Annotated in this window: 23 protein-coding genes; 22 read left to right on the top strand and 1 reads right to left on the bottom strand. The window is 62.4% G+C overall.

Annotated elements, in window-relative coordinates; all coding sequences use genetic code 11:
* Positions 1-110: 110 nt before the first annotated feature.
* The 4 genes from IGB42_RS07880 to IGB42_RS07865 all read left to right on the top strand — a co-directional run bounded on the left by IGB42_RS07880 (position 111) and on the right by IGB42_RS07865 (position 5,143).
* Positions 111-1,646 carry a glycosyl hydrolase family 18 protein gene (locus IGB42_RS07880; protein ID WP_201799862.1) on the top strand — a complete coding sequence of 512 codons (1,536 nt, stop codon included), beginning with the start codon at positions 111-113 and terminating at the stop codon, positions 1,644-1,646.
* A gap of 173 nt (positions 1,647-1,819) precedes the next feature.
* Positions 1,820-2,794, top strand: coding sequence for a hypothetical protein (locus tag IGB42_RS07875; protein WP_159669540.1), 975 nt, complete (start codon positions 1,820-1,822; stop codon positions 2,792-2,794).
* Between the two features lie 18 nt (positions 2,795-2,812).
* Complete coding sequence (locus tag IGB42_RS07870) at positions 2,813-3,097, top strand: hypothetical protein (RefSeq protein ID WP_159669537.1); 285 nt, start codon at positions 2,813-2,815, stop codon at positions 3,095-3,097.
* A gap of 90 nt (positions 3,098-3,187) precedes the next feature.
* Entirely contained in the window at positions 3,188-5,143 is a 1,956-nt protein-coding gene (locus IGB42_RS07865; RefSeq protein ID WP_159669534.1) for a right-handed parallel beta-helix repeat-containing protein, read from the top strand.
* Positions 5,144-5,211: 68 nt separating this feature from the next.
* Here the strand turns inward: IGB42_RS07865 and IGB42_RS07860 are convergent, their stop codons facing one another.
* Positions 5,212-6,111: a LysR substrate-binding domain-containing protein gene (locus IGB42_RS07860; RefSeq protein ID WP_159669531.1), complete on the bottom strand. Its 900-nt coding sequence runs from the start codon at positions 6,109-6,111 to the stop codon at positions 5,212-5,214.
* Positions 6,112-6,220: 109 nt separating this feature from the next.
* Here IGB42_RS07860 and IGB42_RS07855 point away from each other — a divergent pair, with 109 nt between their 5' ends.
* The 18 genes from IGB42_RS07855 to IGB42_RS07770 all read left to right on the top strand — a co-directional run bounded on the left by IGB42_RS07855 (position 6,221) and on the right by IGB42_RS07770 (position 26,842).
* Complete coding sequence (locus IGB42_RS07855; protein WP_159669527.1) at positions 6,221-7,669, top strand: PAN domain-containing protein; 1,449 nt, start codon at positions 6,221-6,223, stop codon at positions 7,667-7,669.
* Positions 7,670-7,889: 220 nt separating this feature from the next.
* Entirely contained in the window at positions 7,890-8,750 is an 861-nt protein-coding gene (gene phnD, locus IGB42_RS07850) for a phosphonate ABC transporter substrate-binding protein (protein ID WP_159669524.1), read from the top strand.
* Positions 8,747-9,541 (top strand): phosphonate ABC transporter ATP-binding protein, encoded by a 795-nt coding sequence (gene phnC, locus IGB42_RS07845; RefSeq protein WP_159669521.1) that lies wholly within the window; start codon positions 8,747-8,749, stop codon positions 9,539-9,541. Before phnD (IGB42_RS07850) ends, phnC (IGB42_RS07845) begins: the two co-directional genes overlap by 4 nt.
* Position 9,542: 1 nt before the next feature.
* Positions 9,543-10,364 carry a phosphonate ABC transporter, permease protein PhnE gene (gene phnE / locus IGB42_RS07840; RefSeq protein WP_159669518.1) on the top strand — a complete coding sequence of 274 codons (822 nt, stop codon included), beginning with the start codon at positions 9,543-9,545 and terminating at the stop codon, positions 10,362-10,364.
* Position 10,365: 1 nt separating this feature from the next.
* Positions 10,366-11,457: an iron-containing alcohol dehydrogenase PsrA gene (gene psrA, locus IGB42_RS07835; protein WP_159669516.1), complete on the top strand. Its 1,092-nt coding sequence runs from the start codon at positions 10,366-10,368 to the stop codon at positions 11,455-11,457.
* A 1-nt stretch (position 11,458) separates the two neighbouring features.
* A complete protein-coding gene (phnX, locus tag IGB42_RS07830) occupies positions 11,459-12,316 on the top strand; it encodes a phosphonoacetaldehyde hydrolase (RefSeq protein ID WP_159669513.1) in 858 nt (285 codons plus the stop codon).
* 174 nt (positions 12,317-12,490) lie between these two features.
* On the top strand, positions 12,491-12,904 hold the full coding sequence (locus IGB42_RS07825; RefSeq protein WP_159669510.1) for a DUF2170 family protein: 414 nt from the start codon (positions 12,491-12,493) through the stop codon (positions 12,902-12,904).
* A gap of 21 nt (positions 12,905-12,925) precedes the next feature.
* Positions 12,926-13,678 carry a PspA/IM30 family protein gene (locus IGB42_RS07820; RefSeq protein WP_159669507.1) on the top strand — a complete coding sequence of 251 codons (753 nt, stop codon included), beginning with the start codon at positions 12,926-12,928 and terminating at the stop codon, positions 13,676-13,678.
* Positions 13,675-14,004: a hypothetical protein gene (locus IGB42_RS07815; protein ID WP_159669504.1), complete on the top strand. Its 330-nt coding sequence runs from the start codon at positions 13,675-13,677 to the stop codon at positions 14,002-14,004. Before IGB42_RS07820 ends, IGB42_RS07815 begins: the two co-directional genes overlap by 4 nt.
* Complete coding sequence (locus tag IGB42_RS07810; RefSeq protein WP_159669501.1) at positions 14,001-14,267, top strand: hypothetical protein; 267 nt, start codon at positions 14,001-14,003, stop codon at positions 14,265-14,267. Before IGB42_RS07815 ends, IGB42_RS07810 begins: the two co-directional genes overlap by 4 nt.
* A 147-nt stretch (positions 14,268-14,414) precedes the next feature.
* Positions 14,415-15,053, top strand: a complete 639-nt coding sequence (locus IGB42_RS07805) for an OB-fold-containig protein (protein WP_159669498.1) — start codon at positions 14,415-14,417, stop codon at positions 15,051-15,053.
* A gap of 66 nt (positions 15,054-15,119) precedes the next feature.
* Positions 15,120-17,261, top strand: coding sequence for a flotillin family protein (locus tag IGB42_RS07800; RefSeq protein WP_159669495.1), 2,142 nt, complete (start codon positions 15,120-15,122; stop codon positions 17,259-17,261).
* A gap of 69 nt (positions 17,262-17,330) precedes the next feature.
* Positions 17,331-17,888 (top strand): zf-TFIIB domain-containing protein, encoded by a 558-nt coding sequence (locus IGB42_RS07795; RefSeq protein WP_159669492.1) that lies wholly within the window; start codon positions 17,331-17,333, stop codon positions 17,886-17,888.
* A 57-nt stretch (positions 17,889-17,945) separates the two neighbouring features.
* Complete coding sequence (locus IGB42_RS07790) at positions 17,946-23,198, top strand: DNA repair ATPase (protein WP_159669489.1); 5,253 nt, start codon at positions 17,946-17,948, stop codon at positions 23,196-23,198.
* Positions 23,199-23,496: 298 nt separating this feature from the next.
* A complete protein-coding gene (gene phnC, locus IGB42_RS07785; RefSeq protein WP_159669486.1) occupies positions 23,497-24,336 on the top strand; it encodes a phosphonate ABC transporter ATP-binding protein in 840 nt (279 codons plus the stop codon).
* Between the two features lie 39 nt (positions 24,337-24,375).
* Positions 24,376-25,350, top strand: coding sequence for a phosphonate ABC transporter substrate-binding protein (phnD, locus tag IGB42_RS07780; RefSeq protein ID WP_159669483.1), 975 nt, complete (start codon positions 24,376-24,378; stop codon positions 25,348-25,350).
* A 109-nt stretch (positions 25,351-25,459) separates the two neighbouring features.
* Entirely contained in the window at positions 25,460-26,254 is a 795-nt protein-coding gene (gene phnE / locus IGB42_RS07775; RefSeq protein WP_159669479.1) for a phosphonate ABC transporter, permease protein PhnE, read from the top strand.
* A gap of 24 nt (positions 26,255-26,278) precedes the next feature.
* Positions 26,279-26,842, top strand: a complete 564-nt coding sequence (locus tag IGB42_RS07770) for a phosphonate degradation HD-domain oxygenase (RefSeq protein WP_159669476.1) — start codon at positions 26,279-26,281, stop codon at positions 26,840-26,842.
* The last annotated feature ends 38 nt before the right edge of the window (positions 26,843-26,880 follow it).

The raw sequence follows: 26,880 nt of genomic DNA, 5'->3' as shown, positions 1-26,880 counted from the left end.
ATCAATACGCTGTGCATCCGCGCAGCGCAGGCAAGACCGGCGCATCGATACCCGAGCGCCTTTGACGTCCGGCACAGGACGCATCATCACACATAAGGATGGAGACGGACATGAAGCGATATCTGGTAGACCGCGCGCCAGCGCAGCTTGTTCCCCCGGACCGCCCCGGGCGGGGCCTTGGCAGCAAGCTTGCCGGCCTGGCATTGTTGCTGGGGCTGAGCTGGGCAGGCGCCTGGGCGGCAGACTGGCAGGCCGCAAGTGCTTACACCAAGGGCGATGTGGTCAGCTACCTGGGGCAGGATTGGCAGGCGCAATGGTGGAACAAGGGTGAAACCCCCACCGGTGCATCCGGTGCGTGGCTGAAGGTGGTGGCCGCGGGTGACCAGGGCTGGCAGGCCGGACGTGCTTACAATGGCGGTACGCAGGTCAGCCATGGCGGGCAGCTTTACAAGGCGAAATGGTGGACCCAGGGCGAGCAACCCGGCAAGCGCGATGTCTGGCAGTGGCTTGGCGCCGAGCCCAAGGTGATCGGCTATTACATCTCCTGGGGGCAATACAGCACCTTTGGCAATTTCGGCCCGCTGAAGATCAAGGCCAACCTCTATACCCACATCAACTACGCGTTTGCCGCAGTCCGTGAAGATGGCACCGTATACATGCCCGATGAAGGCGAGTGGTATGGCGAATCGGGCTGGGGCGATGTGGCCAATTTTGTGTATCTGGCCGAGCTGAAAAAGCAGTATCCGCACCTGAAGACGCTGATTTCCATTGGCGGGGGCGGTAGCGGCTCCAAGTATTTCTCCAATGCCGGGCTGACGCCGGAAAGCCGCCAGCACTTTGCCGACAGTGCTGTGGCGTTCATGCGCAAGCATGGCTTTGACGGGCTCGACATCGATTGGGAGCATCCCACCTTCAAGGTGCACCCGGACAATATCTGGCGTGCCGAAGATATCGACAACTACCCGCTGCTGTTCAAGACTGTGCGCGCCACGCTGGATGCCGCCGGCAAACAGGACGGCAAAACCTATCTGTTGACGCTGGCTTCGGAAGCCAACCCGGCCAATCTGGTGAAGTACGACTGGAAAACCGTGGCCGACAACGTGGACTGGATCAACGTGATGGCCTACCAGTACGCCGGCCCGTGGGGGCTGGAATCAGGCCATATCGCGCCGCTGTACGCGGACCCGGTGTCCGGCAAGCCACCCAAATACAATGCGGACGGCACCATTCAGACCTATCTGCAAAAGGGCGTGCCGGCCAGCAAGCTGGTGATGGGCTTCGAATACAACGGCCACATCTGGAATGGCTGCCAGCCGCAGAACCAGGGCCGGTATACGCAGTGCACCAGCATCGGCAAAAGCACCTGGGATTATCCGACCGAGGGCGCGCTCGATTACCAGGACATAAAGCGCAACTACGTGAACAAGAATGGCTACACCCGCTATTGGTCCGACGCGGCCCGCATGCCATGGCTGTTCAACGCGCAAACCGGCAGCTTCATCGCCTATGAAGACCCGCAATCGATCACCGAGAAGCTCAAGTACCTGAAGCAGAACAAGCTGGGCGGCGCGATGGTATGGGAAGTGACCGCTGACCGCGATGACGACCTGGCACCGCTGCTTGCCGGGGAAATCCTCAAGAAATAGACAGCCGCAGCCCGAAACAGGCCTGCTGGATCCGGTCACCCTAGGTGGTGATCCGGTTCCTGCTGCGCGCGTATCCGGGCAAGGGCATTACCAGGCAGCAGCCGGCTGCAATTGCGTTTGCGATTGCGGCCGGCGTTTGCAACCACCAAACCACAAAGATGGATGGAGACTTCATGAAACACAGCAATATCGCCCTTGCACTGGCCGTGACCACGGCGCTGGCATGCCAGGCCACGCGGGTACAGGCCGCAGAAACACTCGCTACCAGCTATGCGGGTAGCGATGCCACGCAGGTGAAAATCAACTGCAACAACGACGGCCGGGCGTTGAAAAACGCGCTGGAAAGAAAGAACTGGACGGCAGAGAAAGTGCGCTTTGTCATTTCCGGCCAGTGCTACGGGCCGCTGCTGATCGATCGTAACGGTGTGGAAATCGTCAACGATGCGCGCAAGACCGGCTCGGTGCGCGTCAATCAGCCCAATGCGGATCAGGCAGCCATTCTGGTGCTGTCTGCAGCTGCGCGCCTGAGCAATTTCAATGTCGATGTACCCGCCGGCGTGGCCGCGGTCAAAGCCAGGGCCAACGCCACCGTTGCCATCGACCAGCTCACCACCAACGCCAAAAGCGATGCGGATGCGCCGTTGGGCCACGTGATTGCCACTGACAGCAGCAGCCTGTTCCTGAGCAACCTCACCGGCATTGATGTGCTGGTGATCGGGGCATCCAGCGCGGATTTCGAAGCCAACAACAACGGAGTCGGGGTGGATGTGCGGGATACGTCCTCGGCAAAATCGAGCGCGGCCAACAAGTTCAGAAGCGTGCTGGTCACCGCCAATGGTTATTTCCTCGGCGACAACAAAACCCGTATCGATACGCTGGGCATCTGGGGCAAGGCATCGGTTGAGGTAACCCGAGAAAGCTCGGTGGGCACGCTGGACATGGGTGGTCAGACGATGTTTGCCGCGTACAAGAATTCGTCGGTCTCCGGCCCGTATGGCATCTACGGCAACGTGGTATTCGAGCTGGAGCATTCGAGCGCGACCGGCTGGTATACGGTGAATAACCCCCATTCGTTGTTTATCGGCAATGGCGCCACCGTGAATAGCGTGCTTTACCCGGAATGGAGCTGGGTTGGCCAAGGGCTATAAGCAGCGTTGATTTGATAGATGCGGGATGAAACGGTTTTGCCGGTTTTGTATTGCCGTTTCATTCGGCTTCTTCTGTGGTTTTTATTTGGCTGGGCCGGATTTCTTTGCCGCCCCGCCTGCTTTCATGGCCAGTCGGGCCACTTGGGCTGCAAAGCGATCCGGTATCTGGCGCATGACTGTGCATGCCGCCTGGCCGGCATGAAAGATCCATTCCGCGTTATTGCGTACCAAAAAGGCAATCGCCATTACGGCTTCCTGCACGCCATTGCGATTGAACGGTTTTCTTTATTGATGGAGGGGTAATACGCCATCCGTGGTGATGGTTGCGGTGTGTTTCAGCTTTGAGCAGTGCGTACGGATACGGAAAAAAATAACCAATACTGGAGCAATATCATGAAGCCAAGCGAGAGAAACAGGATATCCAATAAATCCGGGGGGCTGCCTGCAGTGGCCATCTGGGCCGCGCTGAGTACCAGCGCTTTGTTGGCAGCATGCGGTGGCGGCGATGGCGGCAGCAACGTCACCACCGGCAACGCCACCGGCGGCAAGGGCGCACAGCTCGCCACCCTGACGCCTACTACCTTGAACCTGCGGGTGAAAGGCCTGGCGCTGGGCAAAGAGCTGGCGCTGATCAATGGCAGTACGCTGCTGAATGTGCAGCTCAACGGGGCTGCCAGTTTTGCGTTGCCGGCCGGCAGTGCTGCGGATGTGCAGATCGCCACGCAGCCCGCCGGGCAGACCTGCAAGGTGGCAGAGGGCACGTCTGCACCGGTACCGGCGGATGGCGGCGCGGTGTTTGTCCGCTGCGTAAGCAATGAAGTGGCCACTGTGGTGCAACCCGATACCTTGCCCAACAACCCGCTCAGCGTGAGCTTCGGCCTGCGCGAGTATGCATATCCGGGCATCGCCTATGAAAGCCGTCCGGGCGTGATTGGCGGCATCTTCCCGTACGAATACCGGGTAAAAAGCCTGACGCTCGATGGCGTGGCGCAAAGCACCACCGGCGTTTCGCTGGATTTCCGCACCGGTGCGGTACGCTTCACCCCCGCAGCCGAGGGCGCCTATGTGCTGACGCTGGAAGTGCGCGATAGCGGCAGCACGCAGAAAACGCTGGAGCAAAGCTTCACCATCCAATCGAGCGCGGCCCAGTTTGTGTTCGTGGCACCGGATGGGGTGAACGCAGCCGGCCGTGGCACGCTGGCCCAGCCGTATCAGACGCTGGCGTATGCCATTGCCAATTCCACGCCCAGCCAAGCGGTGGTGCTGCGCAAGGGCAGTTATGCCTCCGGCGGTTTCACGCTGTACGACACCAAATCGCAGCAACTGTTGGCCTATCCGGATGAAGTGGTCACGCTGGACCTGAATTACCAGATACTGAATGTCTACTCGGTGACTGCGCCGGCAGCCCGTATAGAGGGTGTGGATATCAGCCATGTAAAGCTGTATGGCATCAAGAGCGAAACCACCACCACCGGCCTGGTGATCCGCAACGTGCGCTTTACCGATGGCGTGGGTAGCGGCAGCAACGAAAACAATAACCCGGGGTTTATCCACGGTACGGGGCATGGCGCCACCACCGCAAGGCACAAGTTGCTGGTCCAGGATAACGACTTCGGGCCGTACACACGGGATATCGGTGGTGCGTATGCGATGGTGCTGTTCGATGCCGGCAACTCGCTGACCGAAAACAACCAGATCCGCTTGGGCACCGGTGCTCTGCAGGATGGTGTTGGCGGCGGCATTCACGACAAGGACAACTCGCAAAACAACGAGTACCGCGAGAACTACATCGATTTTCCGTCCGTGAAAACCACGCCGCTTGGCATCCAGATCTCGGCGCAAGCGGGGTCGCAGAATGTGCAGGTGCACCATAACCTGCTGGTCAATGCCGGTATCTACCTGGGGCTGCAGTGCTTTGCCAGCAACAACTGCACGATGACCAATCACGATGTGCATCACAACACCGTGGTGAACCAGAGCATCTATATGAACTGGGGGCCGTTCACGCCGGGCAGCTATGGCACGCGGCTGAACTACAACCTGCTCAGCTCGCGCACCAAGTCGCCGTACAGCGGTCTGTCTTGCCAGGCGGAACCGCCGAACTTCAGCAGCCAGCTGGCTGCCGGCGCCAACTTGGTCGAGAGCACCAACACGCTCGCGTTCAAGGATAGCGAATGCAGCGCCCGCAACCGGACCTGGGCCGTGTGGCGTGATACCTACGGCATGGATACGCTGGCTTCGGGTAGCGAGCTGAGCACATCGGCTACCAGTGCGCTGACCGGTGCAGGCCCGACGACCGGCTTGCCAGCCGGGCACCCGCGTCGTGGATTGCGCGGTCACCAATACTGATCATCCAGAATTGCAGGCAACAAAAAAACCCCGGCCGAATCTGGCCGGGTTTTTCATGTCCGGTTTTTTTAGCCAGTACCGGCCGTCCCGCGGCGCTGGCGCGTACTGGCGCATTCGCCGGCGACATCAAAAAACGAATTCAGCAAGCCGCTCTGGCGCCGTTCCGTCAGGCAGTACAGGTGGGTTTCGGTATAGGCGGGGTCGTCATTGATGCGGATCATGCGCAATCGGGCATCCGGAATGAATTCCGCCTCCGATACCACGCCGATGCCGATACCGCGTGCAGCGGCCTCGCGCAGTGCTTCGCGGCTGCCGATTTCCATGGCGATGCGTGGGGTGATATCGGCTTCGCGCAACACTTTTTCCAGTGCCCGGCGGGTAGTCGAGCCGGCTTCGCGCTGCAGCATGGGCTGGCCGTGCAACTCCTGCAGCGCAATGCTGCGGCGCTGCGCAAACGGGTGATCCACGTGCACGAACAGGATGATGGGGTGCCGCGCGTAATCGAGGCTGGTCAGGTGCGGGGCATCATGGAAGCGCGCCAGTACCCCCAGATCGATGGCATAGCTTTCCAGCGCCGCCAGGACCTCGGCCGAATTGCCCAGCCGGATCGATACGCTCACGCGCGGATAGCGCTGCCGATACGCATCCACCATCTCGATCACGTGGAACGGCCCCACTGCGCCCAGCTTGAGTTCGCCGCGGTTCAGCTCGCCACAGTCATGCAGCAGGTTGTAGGCTTCGGTTTCCAGTGTTGATAACTGGCGGGCAATGGGCAGCAGTTGCTGGCCCACACTCGACAGCTCGATGCGGTGGCCGCGGCGGTGAAACAGCTCCACCCGGTGTTGTTGCTCCAGCCCCTGCACCTGGGTGGTCAGCGTGGGCTGCGTCAGACCGAGTGCCCTGGCTGCGGCGCTGAAACTGCCATGCTGGGCTACGGCAAGGAAGGCGCGGAGTTTGGCAACGGACATCAATAGCCCTGCTCAATAGTTGTGTGGGGTTTCGGATATTGAATCGATGGCGTGACAGTCATGTGAACTTCCTACGCTGGGGGCTCCTTTATCCCATTGGAGTAACCCCATGAAAACCTTTCTGCTTGCCAGGCAACGCAGCTGCCTGGCGCTGGCCGCGCTGCTGCTGGCCGGTTCGGCCTTTGCAGCATCACTCGACAGCTTTATCGAAACACCCAACGCGGCGATTTCCGGCTACAACAACGAGCACCTCATCAATGTCACGCCCGAAGCGTGCGCCACCGCCTGCAAGGATGCATCGCGTGCCGGCTGGTGCGTATCGTTCGATTACAACCGCAGCGCATCGTGGTGTGATCTGAGCGACAAACGCGCTGCCGACGTGGGCGGCCTGAAAACCGACTACGCTGGCAACCCGTACGATCATTACAGCCTGAAGCCCGATCCGCTCAAGGCGTATTACCTCACCCCCAATGCGGCGATTTCCGGCTACAACAACGAGCACCTGACCGCAGTCACGCCGGCCGAGTGCGCAACCGCGTGCTCGGACGCCAGCCGCAGCAACTGGTGCAAATCGTTCGATTACTTCAAGACGCAGCAGGCATGCGATCTGAGCGACAAGCGCGCGCAGGACGTGGGTGGGCTCAAGACCAACTACAGTGGCAATCCGTATGATCATTACTCGCTGATCGCCGGTAGCGGCGTGCCCAATCCCTTGCCGGGCAACAAGCACGTGTTGCTGATCGGTATCGATGGTTTGCGTGGCGATGCGGTGCTGTGCAGCGGTTGCGCGCAGACCCCGGCCATTGCCGCACTGGCCTATGGCGGTGCCTATCACCGCAACGTACTGGCGGGCGGTACGCAAGCCACGCTGAGCGGGCCGGGCTGGGGTTCGGTTTTTACCGGCTACTGGGCAGACCAGCATGGGGTGACATCCAACGAGGCCACGCTGCCGCTGCTCAAGCCGCACGTGTTTGATCGCATCAAGACCGCGTACCCGACGGCCACCGTGGCCGTGGTGGGCGACTGGTTCAACATCACCAACAACCTCAAGCCGGCCAATGCCGATTTCGTGGTGGCCAATGCCGCCAAGAATTCGCAACAGGCCACCGATGCGGTCAAGGGCTGGCTGGGCTGGCAGAACGCGCCGACGGCCATCTTCTATTACCTGCATAACGTCGATATCCACGCCAGCAGCTATGATCCGGCCAATGCCTTCTACCAGAGCAAGATCGTGGCGGAAGACCAGCAGATCCAGCAGGTGCTCAATGCGCTGGTGGCACGCCCGACCTATGCGCAGGAAGAATGGCTGATCGTGATCACCTCCGACCACGGCGGCCTGGGTAGCGGCCACGGCGGCCAATCGGCCAGCGAGCGCGATACCATCCTGGTGCTCAACAACACCTATCTGCGTAGCGACAAGACGCCTTACTGCCTGGGTGACCTCACCACCACCCCGCTCGCACAGATTGATGGCGCCACACCGCACATCCTTGATTTCCTCGGCCTTGCCAACCCCACGCCGGGGCACAAGCACGCCAGCTGCGGCACCACGCCGTAAGCGCTACAAAGCTCTTGCCTCGCTGTGTAGGGCAGGAAATTTTTTAGCCAGCCATTTCCCAGCCAGTTCGGCCCCGCAGTGCACGCTGCGGGTTTTTTTTTGGTTCAATCCATTCATAAAATCAATGATTAACAGAAAAAACCATTATCGAATCGATGGATTTGCTGTCATGGCCAGTTCTTAAAGTGGCCGGGTCTTCTCACTCACGGAGTTACCCACCATGACACGACTGTTCTCCCGGGCCCGCCTGGCCCTCGCCTCCCTGCTGCTGGCCGGCCCCTGCCTTGCCGCGCAACCGCTGACCATCGGCCTGATCCCGGCCGAAGATTCCCAGGCCATGATCGAAAGCAGCAAGCAGGTGCTCGATGCGCTGGAAAAACAGCTGGGTGTGCCGGTCAAGCCCTTCGTGGCCACCGACTACAACGGCGTGATCGAAGCGCTGCGTTCCAAGAAACTCGACGTCGCCTATCTCGGCCCGTTCTCGTATGTGCTGGCCACCTCGGTGGCGGATGTGGATGCCTTTGCCGTGGCCGTTACCAAGAAAACCGGCCAGAGCGCGTACAAAAGCATCATCATCGCCCGCAAGGACAGCGGCATCAATACGCTGGCGGACCTGAAAGGCCGCAACTTCGCGTTTGTCGACCCCAGCTCGGCATCCGGCCACCTGTTCCCCAAGGCTGGCCTGCAACAAGCAGGTTATGACCCGGACAAGGTGTTCGGCCGCGTGCTGTTCTCCGGCTCGCACGATGCCAGCATCCTGGCCGTTGCCAACGACAAGGTCGATGCCGCCGCCGTGGCCGACCGCATCTTCAACGCCGCCGTCGCCAAGGGCCAGGTGAAGGCAGAAGATTTCAAGATCATCTGGTCGTCACGGCCGATTCCCGAATCCCCGATGGTATGGCGCAAGGACCTGTCGCCAGCACTGAAAGACAAGCTCGCCAAGGCCATGGCCAGCCTCAAGGACGTGAAGTGGGGCGATCAGGGCATGCTCAACGGCTTCCAGCCTACCGACGATGCGGCCTACGACGTGGTGCGTGATACCGCCAAGGTGCTCAAGCTTGATCTGCGGAGCATGAAGTGATCCGCCTGCGCAATCTGGGCAAACGCTACGGCGACAACGTGGTGCTGCAGGGCGTGGATCTGGATGCGGCACCGGGCGAGTTCGTGGTCATCCTCGGGCAATCGGGTGCCGGCAAATCCACCATGCTGCGCTGTATCAACGGCCTGGTGCAGCCCGATGGCGGCCAGCTGGAAGTGGACGGGCTCGATACCGCCAACTGCCGTGACCTGCGCCTGTTGCGGCGCCATGTGGCGATGATCTTCCAGCATCACCACGTGGTGCCAAGGCTGTCGGTGCTGAAGAACGTGCTGACCGGGCGGCTGGGCTCGTTGCCCACATGGAGCTCGGTGCTGCAGCTGTTCCGCGGTGACGACATCGCGCTGGCAATGGAATGCCTGGAGCGGGTGGGGCTGGCGCACAAGGCACACGAGCGCACCGATGCATTGTCCGGTGGCCAGATGCAGCGCGTGGGCATTGCCCGCGCGCTGGCCCAGCGCCCCAAGGTCATCCTGGCCGATGAACCGGTGGCCAGTCTGGACCCGCATACCTCGCGCCGCGTGCTGCAGTACCTGCGCGATGCATGCAGGGAGCTGGGCATTACCGTGCTGTGCAACCTGCACCAAGTGGAATACGCGCGCGAATTCGGCGACCGCATCGTTGGCCTGGCCCATGGGCGCGTGCTGTTCGATTGCTGGCCGGAAGAACTGGCCGAGGCCGACCTGCAGCAGCTGTATGGCAGCAGCCCGGCTCCGGCAGTACCGGCCGGTAGCCCGCCCGTGCTGGCCCCGATCACTTTTGAAATGAGTACCTGACATGAACAACCCGCAACGTTACCGCTGGGTGGTCAACCTGCCGGAAAGCCCGCGCGGCTGGGCACTGCTGCTGGCAGGCTGCATCACCGCGCTGTGGCTGCTGCAATGGAGTGCGCAGGGCGCCCAGTTGAGCTGGACCGAACTGGCCTCCGGCACGCCGCAGATTTTCGACTTCCTCAGCCGCACCGTGCCGCCGGACCCGGCCATTCTCGACCGTCTGCTTGCCCCGGCGCTGGAAACCATCCAGATCGCCATCTGGGGCACGCTGCTCGGCGTGAGCATGGCGGTGCCGCTGGCCTTCCTGGCTGCACGCAACCTGATGCAGCAGCAATGGCTGTACCAGGCCACGCGCCAGGGGCTCAACGTCATCCGCAGCATCAACGAGCTGATCCTGGCGCTGGTTTTTGTTTCCGCCGTCGGTCTGGGACCCTTCCCTGGCGTGCTGGCACTGGCACTGCACGGCGCCGGCATGCTGGGCAAGTTCTTTGCCGAGGCCATCGAGGAAATCGACGAAGGCCCGCTGGAGGCACTGCGTTCCACCGGCGCCCGGCCGCTCCAGGTCATCGTGTTCGGCGTGCTGCCGCAGGTGATCACCAGCTGGATTGCCGTGGTGCTGTACCGCTTCGAGGTCAACCTGCGCTCCGCCACCGTGCTGGGCATGGTGGGCGCGGGCGGGCTGGGCTTCGAGCTGGTCAGCAGCCTCAAGCTGTTCAAATACCCGGAAACGGCAACCTGCATCATCGTCATCACCGTGATGGTCATCGCGGCGGACTTCGTATCCAGCCAGCTGCGCCGGCTCATCCGCGACAAGGGGCATCACTGATATGTGGCTATATAACAATCCCGTCGCCATCCATGCCGGCAATGGCTGCCTGGATACGCTGCCGGCATTGCTGGGCGAGCGGCGCGCCATCCTGATTGCCTTCCCCGAGGCGGCAGCGCTGGGCCTGGTCGAGCGCGTGCAGGCCTTGCTGGGCGAACGACTGCTGGCGGTGGAAACCAGCGTGCAGGCCAATCCGGATATCGTGTGGCTGGCGCCGATGTACGAGCGCCTGTGGCGTGATTACCCGCAGGCCGAGTGCGTGATCGCATTGGGCGGCGGCAGCAGCATCGATTGCGCCAAGGCCATGCTCACTGCCACGCCATCCGGCCGTTTCGACGAATTGCTGGCACACCTGAACGGCGCACCGCTGGCGCAGGATGGCCAGCATCGTGCACTGATCGCCATCCCCACCACCGCTGGCACCGGCAGCGAAGTTACGCCGTGGGCCACGTTGTGGGATGCCGCCGGGGGGCGCAAGCATTCGCTGCACCTGCCGTGGACCTGGCCGGAAGCGGCGCTGATCGACCCCGAGCTGATGCTCAGCCTGCCACGCAACACCACGCTGGCCAGCGCGCTGGATGCACTATCGCATGCGCTCGAATCCTTGTGGAACGTGCATCGCAACCCGGTTTCCGCCGCACTGGCCGTCAGCGCCGCCCGCATCATCGTTGCCACGCTGCCTGCGCTGATGCGTGATCCGCAACAACTGGTGCTGCGCGAAAAGCTGGCGTTTGCCGCGCTGCTGGCCGGCATGGCGTTTTCCAACACCAAGACTGCGCTGGCGCACTCGCTGTCATACGACATCACCTTGCAGCACGGCACTGCCCACGGCATTGCCTGCTCGTTCAGCCTGCCGCGCATCCTGCGGCTGGCCCTCGGGCGCGATGCGGCGCTCGATGCGCAACTGCTGGCCATCTTCGACGCCAGCAGCGCCGATACCGCTGTGGAAAAGCTCAACCACTTCCTTGCCGAGCTGGGCGTCAGCACCGACCCCGCCGATTACGGCATCGCCCCGCGCGACTGGGATGGCCGTGTCGCGCAAGCGCTGGCTGGCCCCCGCGGGAAGAATTTCATCAATGCATCCGGGATCTGACATGAACGCACGTTTCTCCACCCCATCCGCCCCCCCTTCCGGCAACCCCGCCAGCCAGGCGCTGCAGGCCGTCATCTTCGACTGGGCCGGTACGCTGGTCGACTTCGGCTCGCTGGCGCCCACGCAAATCTTCGTCGATGCCTTCGCTACCTTCGGCATCACCGTCTCGCTGGCAGAGGCGCGTGGCCCGATGGGCTTGTCCAAGCGCGATCATATCCGCACGCTGCTGGCCGAACCCGCCATCCAGGTGCAGTGGCAGCAGCGCTTCGGCAATGCCTCTACCGAGGCGGACATCGATGCCATCTACGAGCGCTTCATGCCGATGCAGATCGACAAGGTCGGCCACTATTCGCGGCCGATTCCCGGCGCGGTCGATACGCTGGGCTGGTTGCGCGGGCAGGGGCTGAAGATCGGCTCATGCTCGGGCTACCCGCAACCGGTGATGGACGTGTTGCTGCCGCTGGCGCGCAAGGAAGGCATAGCGCCCGATCACGTGGTGGCGGGCGACGCGCTTGCCGCCGGCGGCCGGCCGGGCCCCTATATGGCGCTGGCCAATGTACTGGCGCTGTCGATCAGCGATGTGGGCGCATGCATCAAGGTGGATGACACTACCCCGGGCATCAGCGAAGGGCGCAATGCCGGCATGTGGTGCGTGGGCCTGACGCTGTCCGGCAACGAGGTGGGGCTTACCCAGCAGGCGCTCGCTGCACTGCCCGAATCAGCGGTGAGCACGTTGCGCGATACTGCGGCAAGCCGCTTGCTGCAGGCCGGTGCGCATTACGTGATCGATTCCGTTGCCGCGCTGCCTGATGTGGTGGCGGATATCGGGCGGCGCCTGGCAGCGGGTGAGCGCCCGTAACCGCTTCACGTTTGCCAGCCAAAGGCCATGCCACAGCGCATGGCCTTTTTTTCTTGTTGATTGCCGGATAGCGGTTTTATCCATCCGGCATGATTTTCATGCCTCTCGCCATAAAATGTCTTGACATCATATGTCTGCACTTCTAGTCTGAAGCATCAACGGCAAGGAGACGCCATGGAAACCGCTTTGCATCAACGCATCCAGACTGCTGGCCAGCAACTGGCTGCGGTGCTGGGGCCGGTCGATACCGAACGCATCAGTGGCGAGGTCGAGGTGTTTCGCCTGACCATCGCCGGGCGGGAGGAATTGCCGATCTTCATCACCCAGGCCGATACCCAGCTGCTGTGCATCTGTTACGTCTGGACCGAGCGCGATGTACGGCCGGAAACGCGCATGGATTTGCTGGAGGCCATGCTGGACCTGAACGTGGCGATTCCGCTTTCGTCGTTCGGGCGCATAGGCGACAAATACCTGCTTTACGGTGCACTGGCCTGCGATGCCGGCACCGATGATCTGGTGCAGGACCTGCTGGCCTTGAGCGACAACGCCGTCGATGCGCTCGAAGCCATGGCCGACTATCTGCAATAGGCACGGAACCCGGAGAACATCATGTCCGTATTCAGCAAGATTCTGACCGCGCTGCGTGGCAGCGCCCGTGAAATTGGCGAAAGCGTTGTCGACAACAATGCCACGCGCATCTACGAGCAGGAAATTTACGAATCCAAGGCCGCGATTGCCAAGGCCAAGCGCGATCTGACCCTGGTGATGGCGCAGGAAAAAGCCGCCCAGCGCGAGATCGAGCGGCTGGACAAGGAAGTGATCCGCTACGAAGAACACGCGATGGCGGCGCTCGACAAGACCGAAGAAAAGCTCGCCGGTGATGTGGCCGCCCACATTGCCGAGCTGGAAACCGAGCGCGCCGCGCAGGTGAAGGCGCAGCTGGAATTTGCCGGCCATATCTTCAACCTCAAGGCGTTGATCCGCACCGCGGAAACGCGCATCCGCGAGCATGAGCGCGAGCTGGCCGTCGCCAAGACCACCGAGAGCGTTTACCGCGCCACCGAATCGATTTCCACCAGCATGGGCAGCAGCGCATCCAAGCTGGGCAATGCGCGCGAATCGCTGGATCGCATCAAGCAGCGCCATACCCAGCTGGCAGACCAGATGCGCGCCGCCGAGGAGCTGGATGCCGAGTTCGGCAGCGCGGCATTGCAAAAACGGCTGGCGGACGCAGGCATCGGCGACACCGGTGCGCGCGGGGAAGACGTGCTGGCCAGGCTGAAGGCCCGCCGTGCGGGCGCGGCGGCGGATACGCCGGCTGCGGCGGCACCTGCCAACGAACCGCCGGCAGGCAGCGCATGAGTACGCCCAAGCTGCCGGAGCGCTGGCAACGCTCCGATCCGGCCATCCGTGCGGTGCAGGTGGCGTTCGATGTGGAGGACGAGGTGCTGCAGGTGGTACGCCGTGCCGCGTTCGAGCAGAACATCAGCAACTCGGACCAGATCCGCCATGTGCTCGGATTGCCGGTTTCGGGCCGGCCCAAGCGCCCGCGGCTGACGGTGACGCTGTCCGACGATGATTACCGCATCCTGGCCGGACGCTACGGACTGGCGGAAACGCAACGGCTGGAGATCAAGGAGCAGGCACTTGCCGCATTGATTGAATTTGCGCGTAAGAAAAAAGTATGATGCTTGAAATTTTTCTGGGGCTGCCGCTGCTGTTGCTGTTTGCCGCGCTGTTTTACTGGCTGGTGCTTTACTCGCCAGGCGCCCAGCGCCACTGGGAGCGCTTGCCCACGCAGCATGAATATCACACGCAACACGGTGGGCTGTGCAAGCAATGCAGCACGGCAACCACGCTGGATGTGGGGTTGTTGGGGATGACCGATTTCCGCCGCCGTATCCTTTGCGCACAGTGCAGAACGCCATTGTGGCGTGAATCAGCACAATAAACCGGCCTGACCGGCACAGCAGGGAGAGAACGAAGTGACCACAGAGCGCCGCAATGCGTTGCCGGCAACGCAGGCTGCTGCCCGCGCTGTATGCCAATGGCCTGAATGGCAGCGGTCTGCGCTGCCAGACCAAGCAGGGGAGCGGGCATGGACAGGTTGATTGAAACCGCAACTACCTTCCCGACGGCGATCTGGACGGTGTTGCTCGGCGTGGCGCTGCTGTACTGGCTGGCATCGTTGCTGGGCATGGCCGACGACGCCCTGCACCTGCACCATGGCGGCCATGCCGAGATGCATGCGGATGGCCACGAGATGGGCGATTTTGCCGCCAAGCTGATGGCGCTGGGGCTGGGCAGCGTGCCGTTCTCCATCGTGATCACCTTGATCTCGCTGTATGGCTGGCTGTTTTCCGCGCTGGCGCACCAGTACCTGCTGTGGTTGCCCACGGTGTTGCACTACGCACTGGGCGCCGTGTTGCTGCTGGTGAGCTTTGCGCTGGCGCTGCCGGCAACGGCCATCACGCTGCGGCCGCTGCGTGGGCTGTTCGTCACGCATAACGCGGTGAGCAAGGCGGTGCTGGTAGGCAGCGTCTGCCGGATCAGTACCCAGTCCGTGGACGAGAAATTCGGCCGCGCCGAAGTGGCTAGCGGTGGCGCGCCTTTCAATATCCGCATCGCCGCCAGCAGCCCGAACACCCTGGCGCGTGGGCATCACGCGCTGATTACCGATTACGACGCCAGCCGCGACGTTTACACCGTGGTGGCTGTCGATGAAGGGGACCGCTGATGTAGCCATCAGAGCGACCCGCGCTGCACATCAACCGTATCCATACCCATAATTCCAGGAGCAGTCATGACCCCCATCCTGATGGCGATCGGCATCTTCGCCTTCTTCCTGTTTTGCGCCTTTCTCATGTTCATCAAGTTCTACCACAAGGTGGAACAGGGCAAGGCGATGATCGTGAACACGCTGCGCAGCGAGCCCGAAGTCACCTTTACCGGCCGCATGGTCTATCCGGTGATCCACAAGATGGAATTGATGGATATCTCGCTCAAGACCATCGTCATCAAGCGTGCCGGCAATGCCGGGCTGATCTGCCGCGACAATATCCGTGCCGATATCGAAGTGACGTTCTTCGTGCACGTGAACAAGGCTGCGGAAGATGTGCTGCGCGTCGCGCAGACCGTGGGGTGTGAGCGCGCCTCCAGCCAGGAGACGCTGGAAGAGCTGTTTGCCGCCAAGTTTGCCGAGGCGCTGAAGACCGTGGGCAAGGCGATGGATTTCGAAGACCTTTATCAGGCACGCGACAAGTTCCGCGACGAGATCATCCGCCAGATCGGCGACAACCTGTCCGGCTACGTGCTGGAAGACGCGGCCATCGACTACCTCGAGCAGACGCCGCTGGACAAGCTCGACCGCAACAACATCCTCGATGCGCAGGGTATCCGCAAGATCACCGAGCTGACCGCCATCCAGCACGTCACCACCAACGAGCTGCAGCGCAATGAACAGATGCAGATCAAGAAAAAGGACGTGGAAACCACCGAGGCCATCCTGTCGCTGCAACGCCAGCAGAGCGAGGCAGAAGCACGCCAGCAGCGCGAGATTGCCACCGTGCAGGCGCGGGAGAAATCCGAGGCCGATCGTGTGAAGTCGGAAGAGCATGCCAAGGCCGAGCTGGCGCGCATCCAGGCCGATCAGCAGATTGCCGTGCAGCAGGAAAACATGCAGCGCGAGAAGGAAGTGGCCGAGAACAACCGCAAGCGTGCGGTGGCCATCGAGGAAGAAAAGGTCACCCGTGCCCGTTCGCTGGAAATCGTTGATCGCGAGCGCGAAGTGGCACTGCAGGAAATCAACAAGGAACGCGTGATCGAAGTCGAGAAAAAAGCGATTGCCGACGTGATCCGCGAGCGCATCGTGGTGGAACGCACGGTGGCCGAGCAGGAAGAGGCGATCAAGGAACTGCGCATGGTGGCCGAGGCCGACCGCACCCGCAAGGCGGTGGTGATCGGAGCGGAAGCGCAGGCAGAAGAAAAAATGGTGCTGCAAGTGAAGGCTGCAGAAGCCGACGAGCGCCGGGCCAAGTTCAAGGCCAACGAAGAGCTGACCCTGGCCGATGCCAAGCTCAAGGTGGCGGAGAAAGACGCTGAAGCGAAAAAGCGCGAAGCCGAAGGCATGGAAGCGATCGACGCTGCGCCGGGCCTTGCCGCTGCCCGCGTGATGAACGTGCAGGCCGATGCGAAAGAGAAGGATGGCCTGGCACAGGCGCGCATCCGGATCGCCGATGCCGAAGCGGTTGCCAAGCAAGGCGCTGCCGAAGCCGATGCGCTGCGCCTGAAAATGGAAGCGGAAGCCACCGGCCGCGAGAAGCTGGGCCTTGCCGATGTGCAGGTGAAGGCAGCCGATGCGGATGCCGTGGCCAAGCAGGGCGAAGCCGCCGCATTTGCCATGACCAAGCGCGGCGAAGCCGAGGCGAACGTGATCGAAGCGCGCCTTGCTGCCGAATCCAAGGGCCTGGCAGAGAAGTTCGGCGCGATGCAGAGCATGAGCGATGCGGTGCGCGCACACGAAGAATTCCGTTTGCGCCTCGATTACGCACACATCGAAACCATGCAGGCCATCGAAGCCAATACCGGCATTGCCCGCGAGCAGGCGCTGGTGCTGAGCGAGGCGCTGTCCAAGGCGCGCATCGATATCGTGGGGGGCGAGGGCGACTACTTCGGCAAGTTCGTCAATTCGCTGGCCATCGGCAAGGCCATCGACGGCACCATTGCCAAGAGCGATACGCTGCAACTGGCGTTGAAGGATCACCTGGCTGGCGAGCGCGACCTGATCACTGATGCCAAGGGCCTGCTCGGCAGCCTGGGCAGCTCGGCGGATGAATTGCAGAACCTGTCGGTAGCCAGCTTGCTGCACAAGGTGGGCAAGGACGGCAGCCCGGCTACGCAGCAGGCACTGGCGCAATTGCTGCAGACGCTCAGGCCCGCAGTGTGAGCTAAGCCGGCGGCGGTGCCGCCGGCAATGATGAATACAACACATGTTTGCAGCGATACCGGAGGCCACATGAACTCACCGACCAATCAACAGCCATTGCAACCGCTGGAAATCGCCACGGGGCTCACCGCGCTGGTGAGCAGCGATGGCGGTTTCTGGCTCGATCTCGAGGTGTACCAGCGCTGGGTGCGCGCTGCGGCGGATGTATTGGCGGCATCGGCTGAGGGGCCGTTGCTGGCAACTGCGCCGCAACTGGTGTTCGTGGCAGAGACATCGCCACGGGCCTTGTGTTGCCCGCAATGCGGCGCACTGATGCAGAAATACCGGCTGGCCAGCCATCATCCAGCCCGGGTGGACCGCTGCGTCCCGTGCAATGGCGTGTGGATGGATGCTGCGGAATGGGCGGCACTGCAGCAGGATGGCTGCACATACCGGCTGTTGCAGATCATCGGCGATGCCGGCCAGCGCGAAATCCGCGAGGCGGAAGCGCGCCAGCGCCAGCAGGCCAGCTACATCGAGCGCTTCGGCGCGGACGATTATGCGCGGCTGCAGCAGACGCGCGACTGGCTGGCCGCACATCCGCACCGCACCGAGCTGCTGGCCTTCCTGCAGAAACCCGCTGACTGAATGGCTCGTGCCATCGATCTGTTGCCGTTGATCCATCGCCCTATTCAAGGTTAGTTCATGACGACCGTAGAGCACGACCTGGCCGCCAGTGGCGGCTATGATTTGCTGCGCCAGCGGCTGGCCACGCAAGGGGAAGCGCTGTCCGGCAAGACGGCGGCGCTGAACGATGCGCGCCTTGCCGCCTTTGGCCGCGCCGAACTGCGCCTGCTTGGCCGCACGCGTGCGCGCACCGAAAACAGCTGCCAGGCGCGTGATCTGGTGCGCGTGGGCGATCTGCTGCTGTTCGGTTACAACGTGTATATCGGGCTGCGCAAGGAAACGCGCATCGATGATGTATTCAGCCTGTACCGGCTGACTGGCGAGGGCGAGCAGATCGAGCTGCAGAGCGTCAGCACCGCTGGCAGCTTCCTCGATGACGCGCGGTTTGCCGCAGATTTCCGCGAGCTGTATGCGTACTACAAGGACACCAGCCTGCGGCAACTGCGGGTAACCGCCGATAAACTGCTGGTGGCGTTCCAGATCGGCATGCGGCCGACCGATGTGCGCGTATTCCGCTGGCAACTGGATAAATCCGGTGCGGTGTCGCAGTACATCGATAACCGGGGCGAGCGCGATATCGTGCTGCCGCCGTCACATGACTTTGAATGGATCACCACCACGCGTGCCGATCATGTGAATGGCAAGCACCCGCACGTCAACATCCTCGATACGCTGTTTGTCGAAACCATCGGCGGTGACCTCACCGTCAAGATCGAAAACAATACCGAGGTGGGCAAGGGCATCTTCAGCGATCCGGTGGATGATGCGCAGCAGTCGCTCAACGATGCAGAGATCAGCTACGCGCGGCTGGGCACGCTGATCCTGCTGAAAATCCTGCCTTACCGCGAAACTGCTTATCGCTACCTGGTGTACAACGCCCGCACGCTGCAGGTGGTGCGCATCGACCAGATCGGTGAATCCTGCGTGCAACTGCCGGAAGACCACGGCATCGTCTTCCCCGGCGGCTGCTACCTGCAGAATGGCGAATACAAGACTTTTGCCGAGGATGTAGGCGGCTTCAAGTTCAAGCGCATGATCCGCTCGCCCAATGGCGAGGACGTGCTGTACATCTTCTACGAGCCGCAAGCCGGCCGCCTGGCGCTGCTCGCGTACAACCTGATCGACAAGGCGCTGTCGTCGCCGCTGTTCAGCAATGGCTACGCCCGCTTTGACGATGGCCGCGTGCTGCTGTTCACCATCGAGGGCGAAGAAGCCAGCCGCACGCACCCGATGCAGCTGTGGGCCACGCCTTTCTGCAGCGAAGAGTTTGCCGCCAGCGCCCCGCCCACCGGCTTTTTCGGCCGTATCGGCAATGCCGAGCTGGTGCGCGGCATCTCCGAGCTGTATGGCATTGCGCGCAGCACGCGCGAACAGGTGCCCAGCCGGCTGGCGTACGAAGACCTGTTGCGCGCCATTTCCCGCCTGCTGGATGGCTATTTCTGGCTGGGCGCCGACGAAGCCGGCGCGCTGGACCAGGCGCTGAAAACCATTGCCGATACCGCAAGGCTGGCGCTGGATGAATTCGACAAGGTGCAGAGCATCCGCAAGGCAGCCACGCAGGCGCTGGCGCTGGCCGAGGCGGGCAACAAGCAGCTGCTGACCGATATTGCCGCCACCATCTGGCGTTTGCCGCAGCAGTTTGTCGATGCATTGGCGCAGCTGCGCCGCCAGCGCGGCGAATTGCTGGCGCTGCGCGAACAACGCTATATCGACCTGCCACGGCTGCAGCAGCTGGACGACGCACTGGCCAGTGAGCAGACACGCATCGCCGATGAAACCATCCGCTTTCTTGCCGATGAAAAAGCCTTTGCGCCCTATCACCAGGAGCTGGAGCGTATCGCCGCCGAGCTGCCCGCCGTCGGCAGCGTGGCATTGCTGGCGCCGCAACTGGATGCGCTGGACAACACCGCTGCCGGGCTGGACCTGCTGACCGAGCTGCTGTCCGGGCTGGAAAGCGGCGACCCGACAGTGCGCACGCGCATCCTTGATGCAGTGAGCGAAGTCTACGCGCGGCTCAACCAGGTACGCGCAGCTGCGCGCAGCCGGCGCGATACGCTGGCGGTCAGCGAATCGAGTGCCGAGTTTGGGGCGCAGTTCAAGCTGTTTGCGCAAAGCGTGGCCAATGCACTCGATCTGGCCGCCAGCCCCGAGCAATGCGAGGAATCGCAAACGCTGCTGCTCACCCAGCTTGAAGATCTGGAAACGCGTTTCGGCGCGCAGGAGACTTTCCTTACCGATATCCTCGCCAAGCGCGAAGCGGTGATGGAAGCGTTTGCCGGTCGGCGCCAGACCTTGCTGGATGCGCGCCAGCAACGCGTGCAGTCGATTGCGGCTGCCGCCACGCGCATCCTGGCCGGCATCGAGAAACGCATCAGCCGTTTTGTCACGCCCGATGAGCTGCACAGCTACTTCGCGGCAGATGCGATGGTGGTGAAGCTGCGTGGCTTGGTGGAGCAGTTGCGTGCGCTGGGCGACGGCGTGCAGGCCGATACGCTGGATGCCCGCGTGAAAACGCTGCGCGACAACGCAGTACGCATCCAGCGCGACAAGGGTGACCTGTTCACCGCGGATGGCATCCGCCTGGGCAAGCACACCTTTACGGTTTCCACGCAGGCCGTTGATCTCACCCTGGTCAGCCGCGATGGCGAGCTGTGCCTGCATGTAACCGGCACTGATTTTTTCGATCCGGTGCGTGATCCGGCACTGGATGCATTGCGGCCGTTCTGGGCGCAGGCGCTGGTTTCGGAAAACGACGATGTCTATCGTGCCGAATACCTGGCGTGGCAGATGCTCAAGGCCATGCATGCCGGCGATCTGCCGGCGGATATATTGTTTGCCGCACTCAACCACGAGGCTGGCCTGCTGCCGCTGGTGCGCGAATTCGCCGCGCCGCGCTATCAGGAGGGATACCAGAAAGGGGTGCACGACCATGATGCCGGCCTGATCTTGGCGGCATTGCTGCCGATGGACCGCGATGCCGGGCTGCTGCGCTTCGGCCCGCTGCCGCGTGCGCTGGCCATCCTGTGCTGGCAGCACGGCGTGTGGGAGGCGGAGAAACCCGTGTGGCGCATCCGTGCCGATAACGCGCGCCGCATCGCGCAGGAGTTCGGTCAGCACAAGGCCTTGCACAGCCTGCGCGATAGCCTGGGCACGCATTGCGCCGCCTTCGTCGGGCGCGAGGGCCTGCCGGCCGATGCCGCCTTGCTGGGTAGCGTAGTCGATTACCTGCTGGCCGAGCTGACCAGCGGGCTGCCGGATTGGGCGGCCAGCGGCGATGCGCTTGATCTGGTGGCGCAACTGAACCAGCAACTGGAACGGCGTGGCGCGATGGGTGCGCTGCAAGCCGGCTTGCAGGCCGGTACGCTGGCGCAGCGCTGGTATCTGGCGCAGCACTGGTGCGAAGCGGTGGCAGAGGGCGCCAGCCTGCCTGCCGCCTTCGCGCCGGAAGCCGCCGCGCTGCTGCTGGCCGAGCTGCCGCGTCGCCGCATCAGCGTGGCGCTGAATGTGTCGCTCGCCGGCCTGCTGGGCCAGCATGGCCGGGTGAAGGAGGGCGCGCTGGCGCTGGACCTGAACGAATTCCGCCAGCGGCTGACCGGCTACGATACCCACGTGGTGCCGCCATTCGAGGCACTGCAGAAACTGCGCCAGACGTGCGTGGATACGCATCGCAAGGCATTGCGGCTGGAGCAATACCAGGCCAAGCCGCTGTCGGGCTTCGTGCGCAACCAGTTGATCGACCAGGTATACCTGCAACTGATCGGCGACAACCTTGCCAAACAGATCGGCACCGCCGGTGAAACCCGCCGTGGCGACCTGATGGGGCTGCTGCTGCTGATTTCACCGCCCGGTTACGGCAAGACCACGCTGATGGAATACGTGGCCAACCGGCTGGGGCTGGTGTTCGTGCGTATCAACTGCCCGGCGCTGGGGCATGAGGTCACCACGCTCGATCCGGCGCAGGCCGGCAACAGTGCCGCCCGGCAGGAGCTGGAAAAGCTCAACTTCGGCCTAGCGATGAGCAACAACGTGATGCTGTATCTCGACGATATCCAGCACACCAATCCGGAATTCCTGCAGCGTTTCATCGCGCTGTGCGACGGCACGCGCCGCATCGAAGGACTGTGGCGCGGCGAGCCACGCAGCTATGACCTGCGCGGCAAGCGCTTCTGCGTAGTGATGGCCGGCAACCCGTATACCGAAACCGGCGATGCATTCCGCATTCCGGACATGCTGGCCAACCGGGCGGACATCTACAACCTGGGTGATGTGTTGTCCGGCCGCGAGCAGTTGTTCGCACTGTCTTATTTAGAGAACAGCCTGACCGCCAACCCGGTGCTTGCACCGCTGGCCAATCGCGACCCGGCCGATATCGGGCGCTTCCTGCGGCTGGCCGCCGGCGACACGGTACCGCTGACCGATTTCAAGCATGCTTACGGCAGTGCGGAAGCGGGCGAAATCGTCGCGGTATTGCAAAAGCTGTTCGTGGTGCGCGAACTGCTGATGAAGGTGAACGCTGCCTACATTGCATCGGCCGCGCAGGCGGATGCGTATCGTGTCGAGCCGCCGTTCAGGCTGCAGGGCAGTTACCGCAACATGGCCAAGCTGGCGATGCGCGTGTCGGCGATCATGAACGATGTCGAACTCGTCAGCATGGTGCGCGATCACTATCTGGGCGAAGCGCAAACGCTCACCAGTGGCGCGGAGGAAAACCTGCTCAAGCTGGCCCAATTGCAAGGTGCGCTCACCCCGGAAGAACACGAGCGCTGGGAACAGATACGGCGTGATTTTCTCAACCACAAGCGCATGGGGGGCGCAGATGCCGATGGCGCAACGCGGATCGCGCAGCAGGTATCGCACATGGTGCAGGCGCTGGGGGCGATCGACAGCCGGCTGGCGGGCGAACAGGGCAGTGCGCGCATCGTCGATGCGCTGTCCGGCATCAGCGCGCAACTGGAAAAGCCCGACCCGGGTGTTGCGGTGGCGCGCGAATGCCGGGATGGCCTGGCAAACATCGATGCGGCGTTGCGCGGCATCCAGCCGGAGATCACCATCCCGCCGCAACCCGAGCTTGTCAAGGTGTTGCAGGGATTGGCGCATGCGTACGAGCATGCATTGATACCGGTCATCAGCGCGATGCAGCACAAGATCCGCCTCGACCACGATATCTGGGACCGGGTGCAACAGATATCGGAGCAGATCAAGCAGCTGGATGCCGACCTGCAACAATCCATCGGCAAGCCGGCCAGCGTGGCGGCGAAGAAGGCGGAGTAGCAATGCGCTGCTGCAAGCAGCCATGCAGCGGCATCCGGCGCAAGGGCAGCTTCCCGGCTGTCGTGCTTTTGTAGATCAGCGTCACCGCGCCCTGTTCAAACCGGCCCCGGCAAGGGCCGGTTTTGTTTTTTCCAGGCGGAAAAGCGGGATCCGCAGGCGACTTCCAGCGGGGCGGATTTCAGCGTGCTTACGCGGGGATGGACAGTCATGCCCCGTCATCTGTTGTTCATTGTATAGACATCTCTCTTTCATCTGCGGTGGTCACAATCGGCGCCATTGTTTCGCCAGGAGTGGACGAATGGCCGCTGCTTTGGAAGTACAGCATTTGAGCAAGAGTTTTACGCCGGGCACGCGTGCACTGGATGACATCAGCCTGAGCGTGAACGAGGGCGAGATGGTGGTGTTGCTGGGCGCATCGGGCTCGGGCAAATCCACCTTGCTGCGCCATATCGCAGGATTCGTCTGTGCCGACAAGGGTGCGGGCAGCATCAGCGTGTTCGGCAAGCGCGTGCAGGAGAACGGCAAGCTGGCGCGCGATGTGCGCAGCACGCGCGTGCAGATCGGCTTTGTTTTCCAGCAGTTCAACTTGGTGGGGCGGCTGCCGCTGCTGACCAATGTGCTGACCGGCATGCTGCACCGGGTACCGGCGTGGCGTTCGGTCTTCAAATGGTTTACCCAGGCCGAGCGCGACCGTGGCCTGGCGGCGCTGGCCCAGGTGGGCATAGACAAATACGCACGCCAGCGCGCGTCCACGCTGTCTGGCGGCCAGCAGCAGCGCGCGGCGATTGCCCGCACGCTGGTGCAGGAGGCACGGCTGATCCTGGCGGACGAACCGATAGCCTCGCTTGATCCGGAGGCGGCCCGCAAGGTGATGGAGTCGCTGGCACGCATCAACCGCGACCACGGCACCACGGTGATCGTATCGCTGCACCAGGTGGACGTGGCCATGCGCTATTGCCAGCGCGTGATCGCGCTGCACCAGGGCCGTGTGGTGTACGACGGTCTGCCGGCAAAACTGACCCCCGACCTGCTGCGCGAAATCTACGGCCCGCTGGCCACCGAGCTGATCTCGCACGGTTCGGTCGTGCCGCCGGCGCCGGTATTGCCCGAAGCCGCCATTGCCCTCGCTTACGAATAACCCGCAACCCCAAACCTGTCCATTCAAGGAGTGATACCGATGTTCCGCCGTTTCATCACCGCAATCGCATGCACTGCCGCTTTCTCGGTTGCGCACGCTGCCGAAGCCCCGAAGGAAATCAACTTCGGCATGATTTCCACTGAATCGACCACTGCGCTCAAGCAGATCTGGCAACCGCTGATCGACGACATGAGCAAGGATCTGGGCGTGAAGGTCAACGCGTTCTTTGCCACCGATTACGCCGGCGTGATCGAAGGCATGCGCTTCAACAAGGTGCAGATGGGCTGGTTCGGCAACAAGTCGGCCATCGAGGCGGTGGATCGCGCCGGTGGCGAAGTGTTTGCGCAGCAGGTGGATGCCGATGGCGCTCCCGGGTACTGGTCGCTGCTGATCACGCACAAGGACAGCGGCATCACGTCGATCGACCAGGTGTTGAAGGGCAAGGGCAAGTACACGCTGGGCTACGGTGATCCGCAATCGACATCGGGCTTCCTGGTACCGGGCTACTACCTATTCTCGGAAAACGACATCGATCCGAAAACCCACTTCAAGACCGTGCGCAATGCCAACCATGAAACCAACATCATGGCGGTGCTGAACAAGCAGGTGGACGTGGCCACCAACAACACCGAGCAGATGGACAAGCTGCAGAAGACCTTCCCGGATCGCTACGCGCAACTGCGCATCCTGTGGAAATCGCCGCTGATCGCCAAAGACCCGCTGGTATGGCGCAAGGATCTGCCGGAAGAGTTCAAGGCCAAGGTGCGCAACTTCTTCACCAGCTATGGCAAGAACGAACGCGAAAAGGCGATCCTGAAAACCATCTATAACACCGGCAGCTTCCGTGCCTCCACCGATGCGCAACTGCTGCCTACCCGCCAGCTGGAACTCGCGCGTGCCAAGAACAAGATCGAGGACGACACCACGCTGTCCGCCGATGAGCGCAAGACCAAACTCGCCGAAGTGAACGGCAAGCTGGCCGAGCTGAACAAGCAACTGGCTGCCAGCAAGTAATCAGCCTGCATGCCGCCTCCCCATGCCACTCGTATGGCGCGGGTGGCGGCAACGCCTGCACCGGCTGGTGCGGGCGTTTTACCGGATACCGTATCCAAGAGATGAAGCCATGACCGAACAGGTACTGCCCGCCGGGCAAGCGTTGCCGCCCAAGCGCAGCTGGTGGGCCATTGCTGGCTGGCTGGTCTTTTTTGCACTGCTGGCATGGTCGTGGAAAGGCGCGGACATGCGCCCGCTCGATCTTTACCGCGATTCGGGCAATATGGCCCAGTTTGCCGGCGATTTTTTCCCGCCCAGTTTCCGCGACTGGCGGATCTACCTGAGCGAAATGATCGTTACCGTGCAGATCGCGGCATGGGGCACGGTGCTGGCGGTGATCTGCGCCGCGCCGCTCAGCATTCTTGCTTCCACCAATATCGTGCCGCCCTGGGTATACCAGCCAGTGCGCCGCGCGATGGATGCCTGCCGCGCCATCAATGAAATGGTGTTCGCGATGCTGTTCATCGTGGCCGTTGGCTTGGGGCCGTTTGCCGGCGTGCTGGCGCTGTGGATCCATACCACCGGCATCCTTGCCAAGCTGTTCTCCGAAGCGGTGGAAGCGATCGATCCGCGGCCGGTGGAAGGCATCCGCTCCACCGGTGCATCGCCACTGGAAGAAGTGATCTACGGCGTGATTCCGCAGGTATTGCCGTTGTGGATCTCGTATTCGCTGTACCGCTTCGAATCGAACGTGCGCTCGGCTTCGGTGGTGGGCATGGTGGGGGCGGGCGGTATCGGCGTGATCCTGTACGAGATCATCCGTGGCTTCCAGTACGCGGAAACCTGCGCGGTGATGATCATGATCGTGATCACGGTATCGCTGATCGATCTGGTTTCCGCACAAATCCGCAAGGCGCTGATCTGATCCTGAACTGAAGAGGGCAATGCAATGGCACTTTCCATCGACGACATCCGCTACGTGTTCGAACGGCGTGGCGAAGAATTCTACGGCGCCGAAGGCGTCTCCCAACTGGCGCATGCATTGCAATGCGCCGCACTGGCCGAAGCGGCTGGCGCCAGCGCCGCGCTGATCACCGCCGCGCTGCTGCATGACCTGGGCCACCTGGTGCATGAATTGGGCGACGATCCAGCCGCCGAGGGCGTGGACGACGTGCACCAGTTCCTGGCGTTGCCGTTCTTGCGCGGTGTATTCCCGGCCGCGGTGCTCGAACCCATCAAGCTGCATGTGGATGCCAAGCGCTATCTGTGTGCGGTGCAATCCGCCTATTGGCAGTCACTGTCGTTTGCGTCGCAACGCAGCCTGGAACTGCAGGGTGGCACCTATACGCAGGCGGGCGCCGCGGCGTTCATCGCCCAGCCACATGCAGAAGACGCGGTGCAACTGCGCATCTGGGATGACCAGGCCAAGACGCTTGGCAAAGCCACGCCGCCACTGGCGTATTTCCTGGATATTGCCACCACCTGTACGCTGGCGCCGGCCAATGCTGCCTGAAGGTGTTACTCGCCGACGCCGGGGCTTGGCCCGGCAAG

The sequence above is a fragment of the Andreprevotia sp. IGB-42 genome (genome assembly GCF_009848685.1).
Lineage (GTDB): Bacteria > Pseudomonadota > Gammaproteobacteria > Burkholderiales > Chitinibacteraceae > Andreprevotia.
The sequence above is the reverse complement of the archived record's forward strand: the minus strand, read 5'-3'. Positions and strand labels throughout refer to the sequence as shown.